Origin of the sequence: Humibacter ginsenosidimutans (assembly GCF_007859675.1) — a bacterium.
Classification (GTDB): Bacteria; Actinomycetota; Actinomycetes; order Actinomycetales; family Microbacteriaceae; genus Humibacter; species Humibacter ginsenosidimutans.
In genome coordinates, this window is the sequence record NZ_CP042305.1 from 889284 (window position 1) to 908279 (window position 18996).

Consider the following 18996-nt stretch of genomic DNA (forward strand, 5'->3'; position numbering starts at 1 on the left):
GATGCGCCTCTTCCCCAGGACTCTCGCCGGACGGATCGTCTTCACCACGGTGGCCGTGGCACTCGTCGCCACCTTCGTGGCCGGCGCCGTCTCGTTCGGACTCGTGAGGGCGGCATCGCTCGGCGATGCCAGATCCGAGGTCTCCTCCCTCGCCGACGAACTCGCCGCGCTGCCGGATGCCGAGCTCCAACAGCGCGCTGAGAACCAGCCGTCCGGCGCGGGCGAGCCGAAGGTCGCCGTGATCAATCCCGACGGCACCGTGTCGGGATCGATCGGTGTGGTGCTGCGTCCCAAGGTGCGGCGGCTGCTCGCAGCAGGCACGACGGTGTCGACGACGATCAAGCTCGATGGGCGGCCGTTTCTCGTCGAGGCGCGCCAGGCCGCCGACGGCGGGACGGTCGTCGTCGCGCGCACGGTCACGTCGGTTGACGCAGCGGTGTCGAGAGTCGCCGGGCAGCTGCTGATCGCGCTGGCGATCGGGCTGGCGGTGGCGATCGGTGCGGGCATCCTTCTGGCCACCGTGGTCTCACGGCCGCTGTCCCGTACCGCAGCCGCCGCGCGCAGACTCGCCAGAGGCGACCGCAACGTCGACCTCCCGCGGTCGGCCACCGCCGAGGTCTCCGACGTCGTCAACGCCCTCGACGAACTCGACGATGCCCTGGCCGTCAGCGAGGCGCGGCAGCGCGAGTTTCTGCTGTCGATCTCGCACGACCTGCGCACCCCGCTCACCGCTCTGCGCGGGTATGCAGAAGCGCTCAGCGATGGCGTCGTCGGCGAGGGCGACACGCGCGAGGTCGGCAGCACCATGCTTGCCGAGACGCGCAGGCTGGACAGATTCGTCACGGACCTCCTCGAGCTGGCGCGACTGGAGGCACACGACTTCACCGCCGAGCTCGCCCCTGTCGATCTCGCGATGGTCGTCGCGGACGCCGCCGCCGCATGGCGCGCCGTCGCGGCCGGTGCCGGCGTGGAGCTGCGTACGGAAGCCCCGCCCGTGCTGATGGTCGAGACGGATGCCCACCGTCTGCGCCAGATCGTCGACGGCCTGCTCGAGAACGCGCTTAGGGCGACGCCGCTCGGCGGCGTCGTCGCCATCGCCGCGCGGCCCCGAGGACTCGACGACGCCCCCTCCCGCGCGACGCTGACCGTCAGCGACAGCGGCCCTGGCCTCACGGCAGAGGACCGAAGTGCAGCGTTCACGCGCGGCGCACTGCACGAGAAATATCGGCAGACCCGCTCCGTCGGCACCGGTCTCGGACTCTCGATCGCCCAGCGTCTGGCGACCCGGCTCGGTTGCCGGCTGCGCGCCCTCGACACCGCCGGAACGCCGTGGGGAGCGTCGTTCGCGGTCGAGTTGCCGGAGACCGACGGTGCGTCGGGCCCCTCTCAGGCGCGCCCGCCTCGCACGCGCTGACAGCGAGGGCAGTAGTGCGATGACCGGTTCATGAACGACGCCCGCACGATAGGGGTGCCGCAGCGCGGACACGCCTCACCCGTACGCCCGTAGGCGTTGAGGCTGTGCGCGAAGTAGCCCGACGCTCCGTTGACATTGACATATTGGGCGTCGAAGCTCGTGCCGCCCTCCGCGAGTGCCTTCTGAAGAACAGCGCGCACCTCGGCGAGCAGCTCGTTCGCCTTGCGTCGCGACAGCGTCGTCGTCGGTTGATCGAAATGGATGCGGGATGCCCACAACGCCTCGTCCGCGTAGATGTTGCCGATGCCGCTGACCAGGGTCTGATCGAGCAGCGCTCGTTTCACCGTGGTGCGACGCCTCTGCAGTGCGACCAGAAAGCCGTCGTCATCGAACGCCGGATCGAGCGGATCGCGCGCGATGTGCGCCACCTGCGATGGCACGCTCGACAGCTCGGAGCCGAAGCCGCCTGCACGGCCGTCGGGCGTGGGCGTCAGGCGGTCGACAGCGAGCGAACCGAACGTGCGCTGATCGACGAAGTGCACGGCCAACTCGCCGTGCACCGGATGTTCGAGCGTCATCCGCACCCGTGCGTGCCCCTCCGGGGGTGTCCCCGCCTCTCGCAGCAGCACCTGGCCGCTCATGCCGAGGTGGAGCAGCAGCGCATCGGCGGGTGCGACGACGGGCTCGCGTTCGAGCACGACGCCACCTGTCCCGGTGAGCGCGGCGGCGGGATGCCGTGGCTCGAGCGGCACCCACAGGAACTTTCCGCGGCGGGCGGCGCCGAGCATCCGCGACCCCGTGAGCAGTTCGTCCAGGTCGCCCCGTGCACGGTCGTGACGCGTGATTCCGCGCTCGTCGAGCACCTCGACCGAGGTGATCAGTGCGCCGCTGACGGCCGGCTCGAGCCCGGCGCGCACCACCTCAACCTCGGGAAGCTCTGGCACGGCTCCCTCGTTCGTTGACGGTCGACCAGGCCTGCAGGGCCGCGGCCATCTCGGCGTTCTTCTTGCTGCTGCCCTCGCCGCTGGCGCTCACGAGTCCGTCGACCGTCACGGTCGCGTGGAACGTCTTGTTGTGGTCGGGTCCACTGTCGGTCACCTCGTACCGCGGCGGCGCCGATGAATGCCGTGCGGCCAGCTCCTGCAGGCTCGTCTTGGGGTCGAGCGCTGCGCCGAACCGGTCGGGATCGTCGAGAAGCGGCTCGATGAGGCGGAGCACGAGCGCGGTCGCGACCTCGCCACCGGCATCCAGGTAGACGGCACCGATGATGGCTTCGACCGTGTCGGCGAGAATCGACGACTTGTCGGCTCCGCCGCTCTGCGATTCGCCCCGGCCGAGCAGCAGAAAGCGGCCGAGACCGATGGTGCGGGCCACCTCGGCCAGCGCGACGCTGCTGACGAGCGATGCTCGGCGCTTGGCCAGGCCGCCCTCGTCGGTGCGCGGGTTCTCCCGGTAGAGCTTGACCGTGACGGCCTGCCCCAGAATCGAGTCGCCCAAGAACTCCAGGCGTTCGTTGTTCGGGATGCCGCCGTGCTCGTAGGCGTATGACCGGTGCGTGAGCGCGAGCGTGAGCAGGGTCGGGTCGACCTGCACACCGAGCAGCTCCTGCAGCTCGTCCAGATTCGTCGATTCGCCGGAGGCACGACTCAGGCGCGCATCGTTGTCGATGCGCGCCTGCTTGTCGTGACGCCGTTCGGCGTTCGGCATCGGACTAGACGTCGGCGACCTTGCGGCCCTTGTACTCCAGGAACAGCGGGGTACCGGCCGAGTCCTCGACGACCTTCGCGTGGTGCGGGAGGCTGTAGGTCACCTTGCCGTTCTCGACGGTCTTGACGAGGTTGGGGACCTCCGCCTTCCACTGCGAGCGACGGGCGTGGGTGTTGGCGCGCGACTTCTTCCGCTTGGGAACGGCCATGTCTCTACTCTTCTCTGTCTGGGGCGCCGGCCAGATCTGATGTGTTCTGGTCGGCCGAGTCATCGGAAGCGGGGAATTCCGCGAGCGCAGCCCATCGAGGATCGATCGTCTGCGTGGTTTCGCGGTCCGGCAGATCGGCCAACCGCTCACCGGTCTCTGGGTCGAGACCAGGGCAATCCGGTCGGCACACCGGCTGGAACGGCAGTGACAGCACCACCGCATCCCTGACAAGAGGTTCAAGATCCACGTGGTCGTCGTGAACCTCAAAGTCGAAAGCTTCCCCAGAAGGATACGCGAAAAGCTCCTGGAAGTCGATTTGGACGGGCAGCGCGATGTCGGTGAGGCACCGGCCGCAGACGCCTGTGGCCTCCGTCGTCGCCTCGCCGGAGACGAGGATCCCCTCGTGCACCGATTCGAGGCGCACATCGAGGTCGATCGTCTCGCCCTCGGCGACGCTCACGAGCCCCTCACCCAGCTTTTCCGGCGACACCACGGCGATGGATTCTTCGCGCATCTCGCCGGGGCGGTGCACGAGATCGCGCACGCCGAGGGAATACGGATTTCGGGCTGCAGCAGACACAGTCCGCCAGTTTACCGGGCCGCTCCCACCGGTGCCTGGCGTGCGCGTCCCTCGACGAGCGAGACGGGCACGAGGGTGGCGCGCATCCGACGGGCGAACCCTGCACTGGCTCCGAGCGCCGCCAATACCGTGACCACATCGTCGGCGAGCACGGGGTCGGTCCACCCGAACTCCGGCGGACCGAACCTCTCGCGTTCGACGCTCTCCACGAGCTCGGCAAGGGCGAGGGATGCCGCCTCCACCGTCTCGGATTCGACCTGGGTGCTCTGCCACGTCTCGCGCAATCGTCGGGCGAACGCACGTGGTGTCTCGGTGAGAGGCGCGGCGAGACCGAGGTCCAGTGCCGTCGCCCTCACCTCGTTCCAGGCCGAGGACGCGCCGCCCTCGCCCTGACGCAGCTTCGACAACCGGACGGAGCGCTGTCTGCGCCTGATCACGGCGGGCGCGAAGAGCAGCGCGAGGATCACGATCACGACGGCCGCAGCGGCACTGGTCGTCGAGAAGTCGCCGGCCGACGTCGGCATGTCTCCCGTGCCGCCGACCGCCTGGTCGGTCGGCAGTCGCTTCTGGGCGCCGTTCGCCGCCCCCGGAGTGGCTGTGCCCGTTGCACTCGGAGTCACCACCGTCGACGTGTCGTAGTCGGGGACGGTGCCGCGCCCCACCGTGGGCTCGAACGGCACCCAGCCGATGCCCGGAAAGTACAGTTCCGGCCACGCGTGCAGGTCGTCGGAGGTGACCTCGTAGTGGGCCGTGTCACCCGTCACGCTGGTCTGCGTTCCCGGCAGATACCCGATCGCGATGCGGGCGGGGATGTTGAGCTCGCGCGCCATGAACACCATCGCTGCGGCGAAGTGCACGCAGTAGCCGGACTTCTTCTTCAGGAAGGTCGCGATCGTCCCCGGCGTGTCGCCGTCGTAGCCCCCGTTCTTCGGCGCGTTCAACGAGTACGTGAACTGCCCGTCGTGGAAGTACGACTGCAGTGCCACCGCCTTGTCGTACGCGGTCGCCGCCCCTTCCGTGACCCGCAGCGCCGTCGTGCGGATGATCGACGGCGTGTCGGAGGGCAGCTGGAGGTCGTAGTCGACCGATGACGGGTAGTCCTCGCCGGCGGCGCGCAGCTGCTGGGCCGTCGGCTCGAGCCCGCGGCTCGTCACCGTGTAGTGCTGATCGGTGGTCACGCTGGTGAGACCGGAGATGGTGAGGTCGCCCTGTTCCCAGCCCCAGGTTCCGTCGAGCCCCGAGACCTTCTCCGCCGGGTACGGCGCGGGCAGCCACCTGCTCGTCATGTTGCCGACATCGATCTTCGTGACGGCCTTCTTCGACTTCACGTGCTTGCTCAGCCCCGGAGCGCTGCCGATCGACGCGCTGCGGCTGAAGAAGGTGGACTGCGTGTGGCGGTGCTGCCACACCGAGCCGTTGATCACATCGAGCGTCGTCATCTGCAGGTAGGCCGGTGTGGACGCCGTGGTCGAGTAGTCGATGACCGTCACCGGATTCGGCCTCCGCAGGTCTGCCCCCAGGTCGATCAGCGGGCTCACGCCCTCACCGAAGATCACCCCCGACGCCGGGATCGCCTGCCTGCCCACCTGTTGGAAACCCGGTGCCGTCGTGCCGATCACGAGAGCGACGACGATCGCTGCCGCTCCGATGGCCAGCGCGGCCGCCGGTTCGCCGCCCGTGCCACGTCGGCCTCGTACGTCCACGCGGAGCAGGAGCAGGTACGCGATGAGGCAGAGCACGAGGGCGAGGGGCGAGATGCCACCGCCCAGCAGAGCGGCCGGCGCGATGAGGGCGACGCAGACCACGATGCCCACCAGCGCGGGCCGGTCGAGCACGATCGCGAGCAGGTCGCACACCCACGCGATCAGGCCGCCGGCCGCGACCAGCAGAAAGAGGAACTCCGGCAGCGGGTCGGCGGGGACCGACTGCGTATAGGCCGACACCTGCGACCGCGCGATGAGCTGCCCGAATTCGACGAGCGTCGTCGGCGTGGGGATGAAGCCGAGCACCGCGGTCTGCGGGGCGAACAAGGCCGTGACCAGCAGGAGCAGGGCGACGAACGACAGCACGGGCGCGAGGGCGACGGGAAGGAGCATCCTCGCCAGCGCGGCGACACCGAGCACGACGAGGCACGCCAGGAGAAGTTCGTTCCACCAGGCCGCGCCCGAGACGAGTCCGGTCATGGCCACGGTGAGGGCCGCCATGACGGCGAGAAGCGCCACGCTCCGCCACAGGTCGGCGGCGCCCCCTCGGCCGACCGTCACCGGCTCGCGATCGCCGCGTCGGCCCGAAGTCCCGCCGTCGCTGCCCCGGATGCCGCGCCCTGCGCCGAGCGGCACAGCACGATCAGACATGGTGCGTCACCTGCGATCGGATGCCCGCCTTGCGCCACGCGGACTCCGGCGACTCGCCCGCCGCCACGTCGACGCAGGTGATGCCGTAGCGCTCGAGGCGCTCGCGCAGCTCCGGGCGGCGGGCGACGAGGAAGGCGACGAGCGGATCGCACAGCGGACGCAGCCCAGCGAGCCCGGCGAGCTCATCGTCGTCGCCGTCGACGATCACGAGGAACACCGGCACCGCCTGCGGGTTGCGACGCAGCGCCGCTGAAAGCACGCTCACCGCGTCGGTGCTGTCCCGTGGCAGTTGCTGCAGCGCCGCGAGCGAGGTGAGCAGCGAGTGCCCTCCACCAGGCGGGTCGTAGGCCGACACGGGGAGCCCGGCGAGTCCCGCTCTGCCGATGCCAGGTCGACCGGAGAGCTGCAGCGGCGCCGTCTCGGCGATGCCCAGCACATAGCCCTGATCGATGAGGTGCGCGCCGATGGATGCCGCGAGCTCGACGGCGGTCTCGAACCGCTCGTTCACGCGCTCTCGTCCCTGATGGTGCGAGACGGGACGGCCGAGATCGGTGTCGAGCAGCATCCATGTCTCCGGATTGCTGCGCGGCTCCTCCTGCCGGACCATGAGCTTGTCGTGCCTGGCCGTCGCGCGCCAGTGCACCCTGCGCATGGGGTCTCCTGGGCGGTACTCCCGTGCGATCAGCTCGTCGGCGTTCGGGATGCTGTGCTTCACGAGCTCGTGCTCGTAGCCTTCGCTGCGGGACACGTCGAACTCCCCGGCACCGAGGTCGGCGGCGCGGGGCACCACGATCAGCGGCTTCGCCGTGCCGACCGCGTAGACGCAGCGCATGAGTCCGAAGGGATCCGTGCGCTCCAGCAGCACCGGGCCCACCCGATAGACGCCGCGCCCGCTGGTGGTGACGGTGTGCTGCACGACGACGGTGTCGGAGCGATCGCGGCTCGCACGTGCGTGCTCGCCGAGCGTCCGCAGCGGCGCGAAGCCGGGGCCGAGCAGGCCGGGAGGACAGGCATCCCGCCAGCGCACCCCCGGTGCACGACGGTTGGACTCGTTGCGCAGAGTCAGCGTGACCCTGGCCGTGTCGCCGGCGGAGACCACGTCGGACTCGAATGTTCTGGTCACCGAGATCCACGGTCTGTCGACGGTGATCGCAATGGCCGCAGCCAGTGGGAGAAGAAGCAGAACCAGACCCAGCACGAGCAGGTCGACCCTGCCGAACCAGGCGGCACCGAACATGGCGATCACACCCGCGACGCCGAGCCCGACGCCGCGCCATGTCGGTCTGGGCCGCTGCGCTGCGGTCCCGACCCGCCGGCCGGTCATGCCGCCAGGCTACTTCGGTTGCCCGGTGGGCACCGGGGTGCCGGCGACCACTCTCGTGACGACGTCGGCGAGCACCGCTGCACGTTCGTGGTGCTGCCCCATCGCCCTGCTCGTCGGCAGCAACCGGTGGGCGAGCACGGACACGGCCAGCGCATCCACGTCGTCGGGAAGCACGAAGTCCCTGCCCTCGAGGGCGGCGCGCGCCTTGGCCGCGCGCACGAGCTGAAGCGTGGCCCGGGGGCTCGCTCCGAGGCGCAGATCCGGATCGTCACGGGTCCCCCTGGCGATCGCCACCGCGTACTGCTTGAGGGCGTCCGAGGCGAAGACCCTGCGGGCGAGCGTCATCATGTCGCGCAGCCGGTCGCTGGTGACCACGGCGCCGATGCGGGACAGCGGGCTCGAGGTGTCGCGCCCCGTCAGCATGTCGATCTCGGCGCCCTCGTCGGGATAGCCCATCGCGATGCGCGCCATGAACCTGTCGCGCTGCGCCTCCGGCAGCTCGTAGGTGCCCTCCATCTCGACCGGGTTCTGCGTGGCGATGACGATGAACGGGTCGGGCAGCGGATAGGTCGAGCCGTCGACCGTGACGTGCCGTTCCTCCATCGACTCCAACAGGGCCGACTGCGTCTTCGGGCTCGCCCTGTTGATCTCGTCGCCGATGACGATGTTGGAGAACACCGCGCCCGGCTTGAACTCGAAGCGGCGCTCCGGCTGGTTGTAGACCGACACGCCCGTCACGTCGGAGGGAAGCAGGTCGGGGGTGAACTGGATGCGACTCACGCTGCAGTCGACGGACTTGGCCAGCGCCTTGGCGAGCATGGTCTTGCCGACGCCAGGGACATCCTCGATGAGCAGGTGTCCTTCGGCGAGCAGCACCGTCAGCGCGACCCGCACGGCGTCGTGCTTGCCGTCGATGACCGACTCCACGTTGCGCTCGATCTGCTCCGCCTCGTCGCGAAGCTCGTCGGCGGTGATGGTCGGCTCGGACTCGGATGCCTCTGCCGCGGCGTCCGTCGGGTGTTTCGTCGGCAGTGCGTTCATAACTCCTGCAGATAGTCGTAGACGGCGCGAGGCACGTACGGGCTGACGTCGCCGCCCAGCGCGGCGACCTGACGAACCAACGACGACGACACGTGAGCATTCGCCGGGTTGGGGAGCATGAAGACGGTCTCGACACCGGCGAGATCGCGGTTCACGATCGCCATCGGCGTCTCATAGGCCACATCGACCTGCGAGCGGATTCCCTTGACCAGGGCGTTCGCGCCGACATCGGTGCAGTAGTCGACGAGCAGGCCGACGCTCCACGCCGCCACGACGATGTTGCCGGGCAGGCGCTCGTCGGCGATGGACCGTTCGATCAGCGAGACGCGCTGCGCGATCGGCAGCATGGCCGACTTGTCGGGGTTGTGCACGACGAGCACGTGGATCTCGTCGAACAGGCGCGCGGAACGCGCGATCACATCGAGGTGGCCAAGGGTGACCGGATCGAAGGAACCAGGGACGACGGCGATCCTGCTCATAGGCCTCCAGAATAGCGGGACGGGGTTACCCGATCGTTATCGTCGGTCGACGACTTACAGCGGATGCTCGGCATGCGCATCGCGCACACGGGCGCCGATCGCGAGCGAACGCCCGCTCCGTCATCGCACGTACGGTGGCGCCCTGCACGCCCGTCATGCACGGGCGAGGAAGTCTCGCGTGCGGTCCGTCAGGCGGTCCGCGATGGCGGCGGACAGCGCCGGATGGTCGGCGAGGTGCGGGTCGCTCTCGAGCACCGCCGCGGCATCAGCACGCGCCCGCTCGATGATCGCGCCGTCGCGCGCGACGCGCAGCAGCCGCAACGACGACCTGCCGCCCGACTGATCGCTGCCCAGCACGTCACCCTCGCGGCGCAGCTCGAGATCGGCCTCGGCCAGGGCGAAGCCGTCGAGCGTGGCCGCCACGGCGTCGACCCGCTCCCTGGCCAGACTGCCGTTCTCGGCGTTCGTCACGAAGAGGCAGAGACCGGGCACGCTCCCCCGGCCGACGCGTCCGCGCAGCTGATGCAGCTGCGAGACGCCGAACCGGTCGGCGTCGAGCACGATCATCGCCGATGCGTTGGGCACGTCGACGCCGACCTCGATCACCGTCGTCGCGACGATGAGGTCGAGGGCGCCGGCGGCGAACGCGCGCATGACGGCATCCTTGTCGTCGGCGCTCATGCGGCCGTGCAGGGCCGCGACTCGCACACCCTGCAGCACCGGGTTGTCGCGCACCGCCTCGATCGTCTGCTCGACGGTCGCGACAGGGGTCAGCGGTCGCGAATCGTCGGCCGCCTCGTCGATCGGGTTCTCGGTCTCGCCCTCCTCCGGTTCCTTCGGCGTGATCGCCGGACACACGACGAACACCTGGTGCCCGGCGGCGATCTCCTCCGCCGCGCGTTCCCAGATGCGGTTCTGCCAACGCGGATGCTCCGCCAGAGGCACCACGAAGCTCTCGATCTTCTGGCGCCCTGTCGGCAGCTGCGCGATGGTCGACACGTCGAGGTCGCCGAACACGGTCATCGCGACGGTGCGCGGGATGGGCGTCGCGGTGAGCACGAGCTGATGCGGGGGCGTCGCGGCCTTGCTGCGGAGAACATCCCGCTGCTCGACTCCGAACCGGTGCTGCTCGTCGACCACGACAAGGCCGAGGTCGAAGAACGAGACGTTCTCGTTCAGCAGGGCGTGCGTGCCGACGACGATCTGGGCCTGACCGCTGACGGCGCGAAGAAGCGCCTTCTTGCGCTCCGCGGCCGTCAGGCGTCCGGTGATCAGCGTCGGCATGAGCTCGGCCGCGAGATCGGGGCCCAGCGCGGCCGCGATCGAACGCAGATGCTGAGAGGCGAGCACCTCGGTGGGCGCGAGGAACGCGGACTGTCCGCCGTTGTCGGCGACCTGCAGCATCGCGCGCAGCGCGACCACCGTCTTGCCGCTGCCCACCTCGCCCTGCACGAGCCGGTTCATCGGCACGGCCTGGGCCAGGTCGTGCTCGACCTGCTCACCCACGGCACGCTGATCTGCCGTGAGGTCGAAGGGCAGGTGCGCATCGAAGCGGGCTGCGTACCCGTCGGCCACGGGCATCCGTGCCGTCGCCGCCGTCTCGCGCAGCCGCTCGCGCTCCAGCAGCAGAGCGGACTGCAGCACGAACGCCTCCTGGTAGCGCAGCGTGTCGCGGGCGCGCCGCCAGTCGGTGTCGGTCGCCGGCGTGTGGATTCCGCGCAGAGCGGCATCCAACGGCTCCAGCCCGTGTTCGCGCGCCACCGCCTCGGGCACGGGATCGTCGACATGGCCGAGCTTGGGCAGCACCTCTTCACGGACGACCTTGGCGATCTTCCAACTCGCGAGCGTGGACGTCGCCGGGTAGATGGGGATCGGCTTGCTCTGCCACGATTCGACGTCGGGAGCGGATGCCTCGTCGAACAACTCGTAGTCGGGATGCGTGAGCTGCAGCGTGCCCTTGTATCGGTTGACCTTGCCCGCGAAGATGCCGCGTCTGCCGGGGATGAGCTCGTTCGCCCGCCACGCCTGGTTGAAGAACGTGAGCGTGAGCACACCCGTGCCGTCGGAGATGGCCGCCTCGACGATGGATCCGTGCCGCTGCCGCATCGCCCGCTTGTCGCAGCGCAGCACCTCGGCGACGATCGTCACGTCGTCGCCCGGCGGCAACTCGGCGAGCGCCGTCAGCTCACCGCGCTGCGCATACCGCCGCGGATAGTGCGCGAGCAGGTCGCCGACGGTGCGGTGACCGAACGCCCGCGTGAACACTCCCGCCTGTCGCTCGCCGAGTGCGGCCCGCAACGGCGTCGCCAGAGCGAGCGTCGTCGGCGCGGTCGTCTGCGCAGCGGTCTCGGGCGGCGGTGCTGGCATGCGACAAGGCTACGGGCATCCACCGACGCGCGGTCGAGTGCGCGACGGCATCGACACCCCGTAGCCTCGAGACGTGACACGCATCGTCGCCGGATTCGCCGGCTCCCTGGCGCTCGCCGTTCCCAAGGCGGGAACGCGCCCCACCAGCGACCGGGTGCGAGAGGCGATGTTCTCCTCGTTGGAGGCGATGGACGCCCTGCGAGAGGCCCGCGTGCTCGACCTGTACGCGGGCTCCGGCGCACTCGCGCTCGAGGCCGTGAGCCGCGGGGCATCCTCTGCGGTGCTCGTCGAGCAGAACGCGCAGGCGGCGAGCGTGTGCAGGGCGAACGCGTCGGCGGTGCTCAAGGCCGCAGAGAAGTCGCAGACAGACGTGCGGCCGCGCATCGAGGTGCGACAGAGCACGGTGCGTTCGTACCTCGCCCAGGCCGGCGGCGGCGGCTTCGCGCTCGCGTTCCTCGATCCGCCGTACGACGTCTCCGACGACGAGCTGACCGGCGTGCTCGCGGCGCTGCATCCGCTGCTCACGGCGGACGCCGTCGTGGTCGTCGAGCGCAGCGCCCGCTCGCCCGAGCCGTCATGGCCGACCGGGCTCGAAGCGTTCCGCGCCAAGACGTACGGCGAGACCGCCGTGTGGTTCGCTCAGCCGGCGGAGTAGGGATCCCATCCCGCTGCACCCGCGTAGGGACGCCCGTCCACGCTCACCCTTCCGCTCGTCGATTCGACGTGCGCGAGGTCCCTCGGCGTCGAGCGACCCCAGCCCCTCGGCGAGCACTCTGCCGATCGGCCGGAACGCCTCCGGCAGCGCCGTCTGCGGGGGAAGCAGGCCAGCAGAGCGTGGTCCTCTCCCCCGGCCAGCGCGAACGCCGCATCCGGCCCGAGCGCCGACGAGTCGAACTCGATGCGCACCCCGGATGCCTCGGCGATCCGAGCCGCGTCGAGGGCCAGCCCGTCGCTGACGTCGAGCATCGCGGTCGCCCCCGCCACGGCGGCGACCGGTCCCGCCGCGATCGGCGGCATGGGACGGCGCTGCACGGCGACCTCGGGAACGCGGGCGACGACCTCGGCCGCACGCACGGCATCCGGTCGGCCGTCGTCGTCGACCGCGTCGGAGAACAACGCGTTCAGGCCCTGCGCGGCCAGTCCCATGGTGCCGGCGATGGCGACCACATCGCCCGCGCGGGCACCCGAACGCAGCACCGGATGCCTGCCCTCCAGATCGCCGAACGCCGTCACCGCGAGCGTGAAGGCCCGCGAAACGGACAGGTCGCCGCCCACGACACCGCAGCCGGGTGCGAGCGCAGCGCAGGCGATGCGGAGACCGTCGGCGATCTGCTCGAGCACCGCGACGGGGGTGGCAGCAGGTGCCGCGATCGCGACCACCAGCGCTGTCGGCCGCGCCCCCATCGCGGCGACGTCGGCGAGGTTCGTCGCCGCGGCCTTCCAGCCGACGTCTTCTGGAGACGACCAGGCCCAGCGGAAGTCGGGGCCCTCGATCATCATGTCCGTGGTGACCACGTATCGTCCGTCCGGCGCGGCGACCACGGCGGCGTCATCGCCGGGTCCCACGAGCGCGGCGGAGGCGTTCGGCAGGCGCGGGAAGATGCGGCGCAGAGCGGCGACCTCGCCGACGACGGCCAGGGTGTCGGCATCCTCGGTCTCGTGTTCGCCACCGGCCGTTCGCGTCATGCCCCTCACGTTAGGGCATGGGCAGGCGGGGTCTGCGTGCGCTCAGCGTCATGCCCTAGCCTGAAGACGATGTCTCACCGCCCCCGTCGCCTGCTCACCGTGTTCGCCGTGGGCGCGGCCGCACTCCTTCTCACGGCATGCACGCCGACCGTCGCGCTCGACCCCGCCGCAGGAGCGAACAATCCGCGCTGCGCGGACGTGATCGTGCATCTTCCCGACACCGTCGCAGGCAAGGCGAAGCGGGAGACCAACGCGCAGGCGACCGCAGCGTGGGGCGATCCCGCCGTCGTGCTTCTGCGGTGCGGGGTGACCCCGATCGGCCCCACCACGAAGCCGTGCATCACCGTGAACGGCATCGACTGGGTGCTCGAGAACAACCCGATCGACACCGATCTGCGCTACATCACCTTCGGCAGGGTGCCGGCCACCGAGATCGTGATCGCGCACGGCAAGGGCGGTGTCACGGATGCCTCCGTGCTGCCCGATCTCGCCGACGCGATCAGCTTCATTCCGCAGAAGAAGCAGCAGAAGTGCCTGTCGACGGCCGATGTCACGAGCCCGACCGTGACGCCGACACCGCTGCCGTCGTCCAAATAGCTGCCCGGCCCGCACGCCGCTGCCGTGCCCGCGGTGGTTTCAGGTCGCGATTTGTGCCCTTCTGACCGGGGAGAACGGGCACAAATTGCGACCTGAGCCAAGAACGCACCCGTGATCGAGGACGCCGCGGACGAGGACTCAGTCGCGCTGCAACGACTCAGCCACGCTCCAGCGCGAGCTCGATCAGCTCGTCGATCAGAGCCGGGTAGCTGAATCCGGATGCCTGCCACACCTTCGGGAACATCGAGATCGGCGTGAAGCCCGGCATCGTGTTGATCTCGTTGATCACCCAGCCGTGATCGGTCAGAAAGAAGTCCACCCGTGCGAGGCCCGCGCAGTCGATCGACTCGAAGGCGCGCACCGCGATGGACTGCATCTCGGCGAGCTGCTCGTCGGTGAGATCGGCCGGGCAGACCAGGTCGATGCCGGGCGCGTCGAGGTATTTCGCGTCGAAGTCGTAGAAGCCTTCGCCGGAGACGACGATCTCGCCGGCGACGGATGCCCTCGGCCGCTCCCCCGCACGCGCGCCCAGCACGCCGATCTCCACCTCGCGTCCGACGACGGCGGACTCGATGAGCGCCTTGCCGTCCTCGGCGAACGCGACGTCGAGGGCGCCCGACAGGCCCTCGGCCGAGGTGATCTTCGTCACACCGACGCTGGAGCCCGCCCTGGCGGGCTTCACGAACAGGGGCGAGCCCAGGCCGCGCAGGCGGTCGGCGACAGCATCCTGGCTCTGCTCCCAGTCGTCTCGGGTGACGGTGATCCACGGCGCCACCTGGATGCCGGCGGCCTGGAGCACGACCTTGGTGAAGTGCTTGTCCATGCCGAGCGCGCTGCCCAGCACGCCCGACCCGACGTAGGGGATGCCGGCGAGCTCGAGCAGGCCCTGAATGGTGCCGTCCTCGCCCCAGAGCCCGTGCAGGATCGGGAACACGACATCCACCTCACCGAGCGATGTGACCACGCCGTCGCGCTCGACGGTGAGCTCGCGGGAGCGCGTCGACTCCGGCCAGCGCACGCGGCTGCCGTCGTCGCGCACCTCGGGGAGGGCATCCGGATTCAGCGCGAAGGCCGCCGGATCGTCGCGCTCGAGCACGAAGGCGCCGTCGCGGGTGATGCCCACCGGAATGACGTCATAGCGCTCGCGGTCAAGCGCCCCGAGGACCCCGCCCGCCGTGGCGCAGCTGATCGAATGCTCGCTCGAACGCCCGCCGAAAAGCAGCACGAGGACGCGCTTGTGAGTCATCCGTAGTCCTTTCGCCGCGAGGCGTGTCGTCGGTGGTGAGGTGGGGGGCGAGATCCGCCGGTGCCAGCGTACCGGCAAGCACCTGCCCCACCTGGTCGACGATGGGCATCTCCACGCCCTTCGACTTCGCGAGTGCGAGAATCGGGGCGACGGATGCCAGCCCTTCCGCGGTCTGGTTCATCTGCTTCACCACCTCGGCGAAGGCGTAGCCCTGACCGAGCAGGCGGCCGGCGGTGTTGTTGCGCGACAGCGGCGACTGACACGTCGCGATCAGGTCGCCGAGTCCCGCAAGCCCTGCGAGGGTCTCGCGCTCGGCACCGTGCGCGACGGCGAAGTCGGTCATCTCCACGAGCCCGCGGGTGATGATCGACGCCTTCGTGTTCTCGCCGTATCCCACGCCGTCGACGATGCCGATCGCCACCGCGATGAGGTTCTTCAGCACGCCGCCGAACTCGGTGCCGATGACGTCGGTGTTCACGAACGAACGGAAGTACGGGTTGCGGGCCGCCAGCGCCACCTCGTGCGCCGTCTCCATGCTCACCGAGGAGACCACGGCGGCCGTCGGCTGCTTCTTCGCGATCTCCAGTGCGAGGTTCGGACCGGATGCCACGGCGATGCGCGTCGGATCGATCGGCAGCACCTCGGCGATCACCTCGCTCATGCGCAGCCCCGTGCCCTTCTCGACACCCTTCATGAGGCTGACGACCGGGATGTCCGGCGGCAGCAAGGGCTCGAGGTCGATCAGATTGTCGCGCAGGGTCTGGCTCGGCACGCAGAGGAACAACTGGTCGATGTTCGTGAGCGCCATCGCGAGATCGGAGGTCGCCGTCAGGTTGCGGGGCAGGTTGATGCCGGGAAGGTACTGGCTGTTGCGTCGGGCCTCTCGGATCTCGCGCGCCATCTCGGGACGCCTCGCCCACAGCGTCACGTCCGAGCCGCCGTCGGCGAGCACCTTCGCGAACGTCGTTCCCCAACTCCCCGCGCCGAGCACGGTCACGCGCCTGGCCGGCGCCGGTCTAGCCCTCAAAACGTCCCGTTTCCGTCTGCGAATGCGCCGCCGGATCCCAGCGCTTCTCCGGCGCCTTCTCGTCGCGCAGGATCTCGAGCTCGTGCGTGATGGCATCCATGATCGCCTCGGTGGCGCCCGAGATGACGCTCGCCGTGCGCGGCTTGCCCAGGAACTCCGAGAGGTCGACGGGCTCGCCGATCGAGAATGTGACGGTCTTGCGGGGAAAGAGGCTGATCTTCTTCGAGTACCGGCCCATGATGGCCTGCGTTCCCCAGTGCGCGACCGGGATGACGGGGATGCCGTAGTCGAGCGCGAGCCGCGCCGCGCCCGTCTTGCCGCGCATGGGCCACAGGTCGGGGTCGCGGGTGAGCGTGCCCTCCGGGTACACGACCACGACGTTGCCGTTGTCGACGATGTGCTGCGCCTGCGCGACCGGGGCTCCTCGGCCGCCGTGGCTGCGACTGACCGGCACCTGTCCGGACTTGGACAGGAACCAGCCGACGACGGGCACCTTGAACAGGCTCTCCTTCGCCAGGAAGTGCGGGGCACGACCGCGCCGCCAGATCATGGAGCCGACGACGAGCGGATCGATCTCGCTGTAGTGATTGGGCGCGATGACGTAGGCGCCCTCCAACGGCAGGTTCTCCCGGCCGCGCACCTTGAACTTCGCGATCGTGCCGATCAGCGGTACCACCACCCCCGCCATCGGCCAGAAGACGCTGGGGCGGAAGGTCTCTTTCACGAAACGGCGGCGCTTGGCCGGAGGCTTCGCGGTGTCACGTGCATCGATGGCGGCATCCGGTTCGTCGGGTGAGTTCGGCACCAGCCCATTATCCGTCAGGTCTCATGCGCCGCCGGGGATGCGGCATCCAGGAGCCGAGGCCGCGATGAGACGAGATTGCGCACTTCACGCTCCGAAAGGGCACTTTCGGCAGCGGAAAGACGCACTCTCGGCGGTGAAAAGGCACACCCTCGGCGAAATCTCGCGGGTCGGCGAGGTCTCGCGGGGTTGTCAGTTCTCGAGCACGAAGTCGGCGCCGAGCTGCTGCAGCTTGCTGATGAAGTTCTCGTAGCCGCGGCTGATGATGCCCACGTTGCTCACGGTGGACCTGCCGTTGGCGGTGAGTGCCGCGATCAGGTGGCTGAAGCCGCCGCGCAGGTCGGGCACCTCGACGTCGGCCGCGTGCAGCACCGTCGGGCCCGCGATGACCGCGGAGTGGTTGAAGTTGCGCTGCCCGAACCGGCACGGATGCCCGCCGAGGCACTCCTTGTGGATCTCGATCGTCGCACCCATGTCGACGAGGGCATCCACGAAACCGAAGCGCTGCTCGTACACCGTCTCGTGCACGATCGAGACGCCCTTCGCCTTGGTGAGGGCGATCACGAGCGGCTGCTGCCAGTCGGTCATGAAGCCGGGGTGCACATCCGTCTCGATCACCACGGGCTTCAGGTCGCCACCGGGGTGATAGAAGCGGATGCCGTCGTCGGCGATGTCGAAGGCGCCGCCGACCTTGCGGAACACGTTGAGGAACGTCAGCATCTCGGCCTGACGCGCACCGCCGACGAAGATGTCGCCCTCGGTCGCCAGAGCAGCCGCAGCCCAGCTGGCGGCCTCGTTGCGGTCGAACAGCGCCGTGTGGCTGTAGCCGGTGAGGCGCTGCACACCCTCGATGCGGATGACGCGGTCGGTGTCGACCGTGATGATCGCGCCCATCTTCTGCAGGATGTTGACGAGATCCATGATCTCGGGCTCGATGGCCGCGCCCCGCAGCTCGGTGATGCCGTCGGACTTCACCGCGGTGAGCAGCACCTGCTCGGTCGCGCCGACGCTCGGGTACGGAAGCTCCACCTTCGCGCCGTGCAGGCCGTTGGGAGCCGTCATGCGGATGCCGCTGGGCAGCTTCTCGACGACGGCACCGAAGCGACGCAACACCTCGAGGTGGAAGTCGATCGGACGATCGCCGATGCGGCATCCGCCGAGGTCGGGGATGAACGCCTCGCCGAGCGCGTGCAGCAACGGCCCGCAGAACAGGATCGGGATGCGACTCGATCCGGCGTGCGCGTCGATGTCGGCCATGTGGGCGCTCTCGACACCGGTCGGGTCGAGCAGCAGCACGCCCTCCTCGGGGCCGTCGGTGACCTTGACGCCGTGGATGTCGAGCAGACCGCGCACGACCCGCACATCGCTGATGTCGGGCACGTCGCGCAGCTCGCTCGGGCCATCGGCCAGCAGGGCGGCGACCATCGCCTTGGTGACGAGGTTCTTCGCCCCCTTCAACTGGATGCGCCCGCGAAGGGGACGCCCACCGTTGATGGTGATCTTTTCAGCGGTCAGCCCCACTCGGGCCCCCGCCGCTTGCGCATCCTGAAGAAGAGAGTTCACTAAGCCTTCACCGGTAATGTCTTGGGCCGCCACGACTCGCGGCGGGCTTCGAATTCTGTGATCTGCGCTTCATCACGCAAGGTGAGGCCGATGTCGTCGAGCCCCTCCAGCAACCGCCACCTAGTGTAATCGTCGATGTCGAAGTCGACGGTCACCTCACCCAGCGTGGCCTTACGCTCAACCAGATCGACAGTCGCCTCTATTCCCGGGTTCGCCTCGATGGCTGCCCACAGCCTCTCCAGGTCGGCCTCGGAGATGGTGCCGGTGAGCAGGCCCTGCTTGCCGGAGTTGCCGCGGAAGATGTCGCCGAAACGCGGGCTCAGCACGGCCGTGAAACCGTAGTCGCGCAGCGCCCACACCGCGTGCTCCCTAGAGGATCCGGTGCCGAAGTCGGGGCCTGCGATGAGGATCTTGCCGTTTCTGTACGGCTCCTGGTTCAGCACGAACTCGGGGTCCTGGCGCCACGCAGAGAACAGCGCGTCGTCGAATCCGGTCTTCGTGACCCGCTTCAGGAAGACGGCGGGGATGATCTGGTCGGTGTCGACGTTCGACCGCTTCAGCGGAACCGCGACACCCGTCAGGGTCGAGATCTTCTCCATGA

18 protein-coding genes are annotated in these 18996 nt (G+C 69.3%); 3 read left to right on the forward strand and 15 right to left on the reverse strand.

Annotated features, from left to right (window positions below):
• Position 1 precedes the first annotated feature (1 nt).
• Positions 2 to 1414 (forward strand): sensor histidine kinase, encoded by a 1413-nt coding sequence (locus FPZ11_RS04320; RefSeq protein ID WP_146318681.1) that lies wholly within the window; start codon positions 2 to 4, stop codon positions 1412 to 1414.
• Here FPZ11_RS04320 and mutM read toward each other — a convergent pair.
• From mutM to FPZ11_RS04365, 9 genes are all read right to left on the reverse strand, one after another.
• Complete coding sequence (mutM, locus tag FPZ11_RS04325; protein ID WP_146318683.1) at positions 1387 to 2358, reverse strand: bifunctional DNA-formamidopyrimidine glycosylase/DNA-(apurinic or apyrimidinic site) lyase; 972 nt, start codon at positions 2356 to 2358, stop codon at positions 1387 to 1389. The genes FPZ11_RS04320 and mutM overlap by 28 nt on opposite strands.
• Positions 2336 to 3121 (reverse strand): ribonuclease III, encoded by a 786-nt coding sequence (gene rnc / locus FPZ11_RS04330; RefSeq protein WP_146318685.1) that lies wholly within the window; start codon positions 3119 to 3121, stop codon positions 2336 to 2338. The genes mutM and rnc overlap by 23 nt, the downstream gene beginning before the upstream one ends.
• 4 nt (positions 3122 to 3125) lie before the next feature.
• Entirely contained in the window at positions 3126 to 3329 is a 204-nt protein-coding gene (gene rpmF / locus FPZ11_RS04335) for a 50S ribosomal protein L32 (RefSeq protein WP_146318687.1), read from the reverse strand.
• Between the two features lie 4 nt (positions 3330 to 3333).
• Entirely contained in the window at positions 3334 to 3843 is a 510-nt protein-coding gene (locus FPZ11_RS04340; RefSeq protein WP_146322690.1) for a YceD family protein, read from the reverse strand.
• Positions 3844 to 3920: 77 nt separating this feature from the next.
• A complete protein-coding gene (locus tag FPZ11_RS04345; RefSeq protein ID WP_146318689.1) occupies positions 3921 to 6263 on the reverse strand; it encodes a transglutaminase TgpA family protein in 2343 nt (780 codons plus the stop codon).
• On the reverse strand, positions 6256 to 7587 hold the full coding sequence (locus tag FPZ11_RS04350) for a DUF58 domain-containing protein (RefSeq protein WP_146318691.1): 1332 nt from the start codon (positions 7585 to 7587) through the stop codon (positions 6256 to 6258). Before FPZ11_RS04350 ends, FPZ11_RS04345 begins: the two co-directional genes overlap by 8 nt.
• 9 nt (positions 7588 to 7596) lie before the next feature.
• Complete coding sequence (locus tag FPZ11_RS04355; protein WP_146318693.1) at positions 7597 to 8628, reverse strand: AAA family ATPase; 1032 nt, start codon at positions 8626 to 8628, stop codon at positions 7597 to 7599.
• Complete coding sequence (coaD, locus tag FPZ11_RS04360) at positions 8625 to 9107, reverse strand: pantetheine-phosphate adenylyltransferase (RefSeq protein ID WP_146318695.1); 483 nt, start codon at positions 9105 to 9107, stop codon at positions 8625 to 8627. Before coaD ends, FPZ11_RS04355 begins: the two co-directional genes overlap by 4 nt.
• A 153-nt stretch (positions 9108 to 9260) precedes the next feature.
• Complete coding sequence (locus tag FPZ11_RS04365; protein ID WP_146318697.1) at positions 9261 to 11474, reverse strand: ATP-dependent DNA helicase RecG; 2214 nt, start codon at positions 11472 to 11474, stop codon at positions 9261 to 9263.
• A gap of 73 nt (positions 11475 to 11547) precedes the next feature.
• Here FPZ11_RS04365 and rsmD point away from each other — a divergent pair, with 73 nt between their 5' ends.
• Entirely contained in the window at positions 11548 to 12129 is a 582-nt protein-coding gene (gene rsmD, locus FPZ11_RS04370) for a 16S rRNA (guanine(966)-N(2))-methyltransferase RsmD (RefSeq protein ID WP_146318699.1), read from the forward strand.
• Here rsmD and thiL read toward each other — a convergent pair.
• On the reverse strand, positions 12114 to 13160 hold the full coding sequence (gene thiL, locus FPZ11_RS04375; protein ID WP_146318701.1) for a thiamine-phosphate kinase: 1047 nt from the start codon (positions 13158 to 13160) through the stop codon (positions 12114 to 12116). The two genes, rsmD and thiL, sit on opposite strands and share 16 nt — an antisense overlap.
• 69 nt (positions 13161 to 13229) lie before the next feature.
• Here thiL and FPZ11_RS04380 point away from each other — a divergent pair, with 69 nt between their 5' ends.
• Positions 13230 to 13757: a DUF3515 family protein gene (locus tag FPZ11_RS04380; protein ID WP_146318703.1), complete on the forward strand. Its 528-nt coding sequence runs from the start codon at positions 13230 to 13232 to the stop codon at positions 13755 to 13757.
• Positions 13758 to 13914: 157 nt separating this feature from the next.
• On the opposite strand, the gene FPZ11_RS04385 is transcribed toward FPZ11_RS04380, so the two are convergent.
• The 5 genes from FPZ11_RS04385 to leuD all read right to left on the reverse strand — a co-directional run bounded on the left by FPZ11_RS04385 (position 13915) and on the right by leuD (position 18994).
• A complete protein-coding gene (locus FPZ11_RS04385) occupies positions 13915 to 15003 on the reverse strand; it encodes a D-alanine--D-alanine ligase family protein (RefSeq protein ID WP_146318705.1) in 1089 nt (362 codons plus the stop codon).
• Positions 14906 to 15994 (reverse strand): NAD(P)H-dependent glycerol-3-phosphate dehydrogenase, encoded by a 1089-nt coding sequence (locus FPZ11_RS04390; RefSeq protein WP_437438637.1) that lies wholly within the window; start codon positions 15992 to 15994, stop codon positions 14906 to 14908. The genes FPZ11_RS04385 and FPZ11_RS04390 overlap by 98 nt, the downstream gene beginning before the upstream one ends.
• 25 nt (positions 15995 to 16019) lie before the next feature.
• Positions 16020 to 16835 (reverse strand): lysophospholipid acyltransferase family protein, encoded by an 816-nt coding sequence (locus tag FPZ11_RS04395; protein WP_246846523.1) that lies wholly within the window; start codon positions 16833 to 16835, stop codon positions 16020 to 16022.
• Between the two features lie 189 nt (positions 16836 to 17024).
• A complete protein-coding gene (gene murA, locus FPZ11_RS04400; RefSeq protein ID WP_146322692.1) occupies positions 17025 to 18395 on the reverse strand; it encodes a UDP-N-acetylglucosamine 1-carboxyvinyltransferase in 1371 nt (456 codons plus the stop codon).
• On the reverse strand, positions 18395 to 18994 hold the full coding sequence (leuD, locus tag FPZ11_RS04405; RefSeq protein ID WP_146318709.1) for a 3-isopropylmalate dehydratase small subunit: 600 nt from the start codon (positions 18992 to 18994) through the stop codon (positions 18395 to 18397). The genes murA and leuD overlap by 1 nt, the downstream gene beginning before the upstream one ends.
• Between the last annotated feature and the right edge of the window lie 2 nt (positions 18995 to 18996).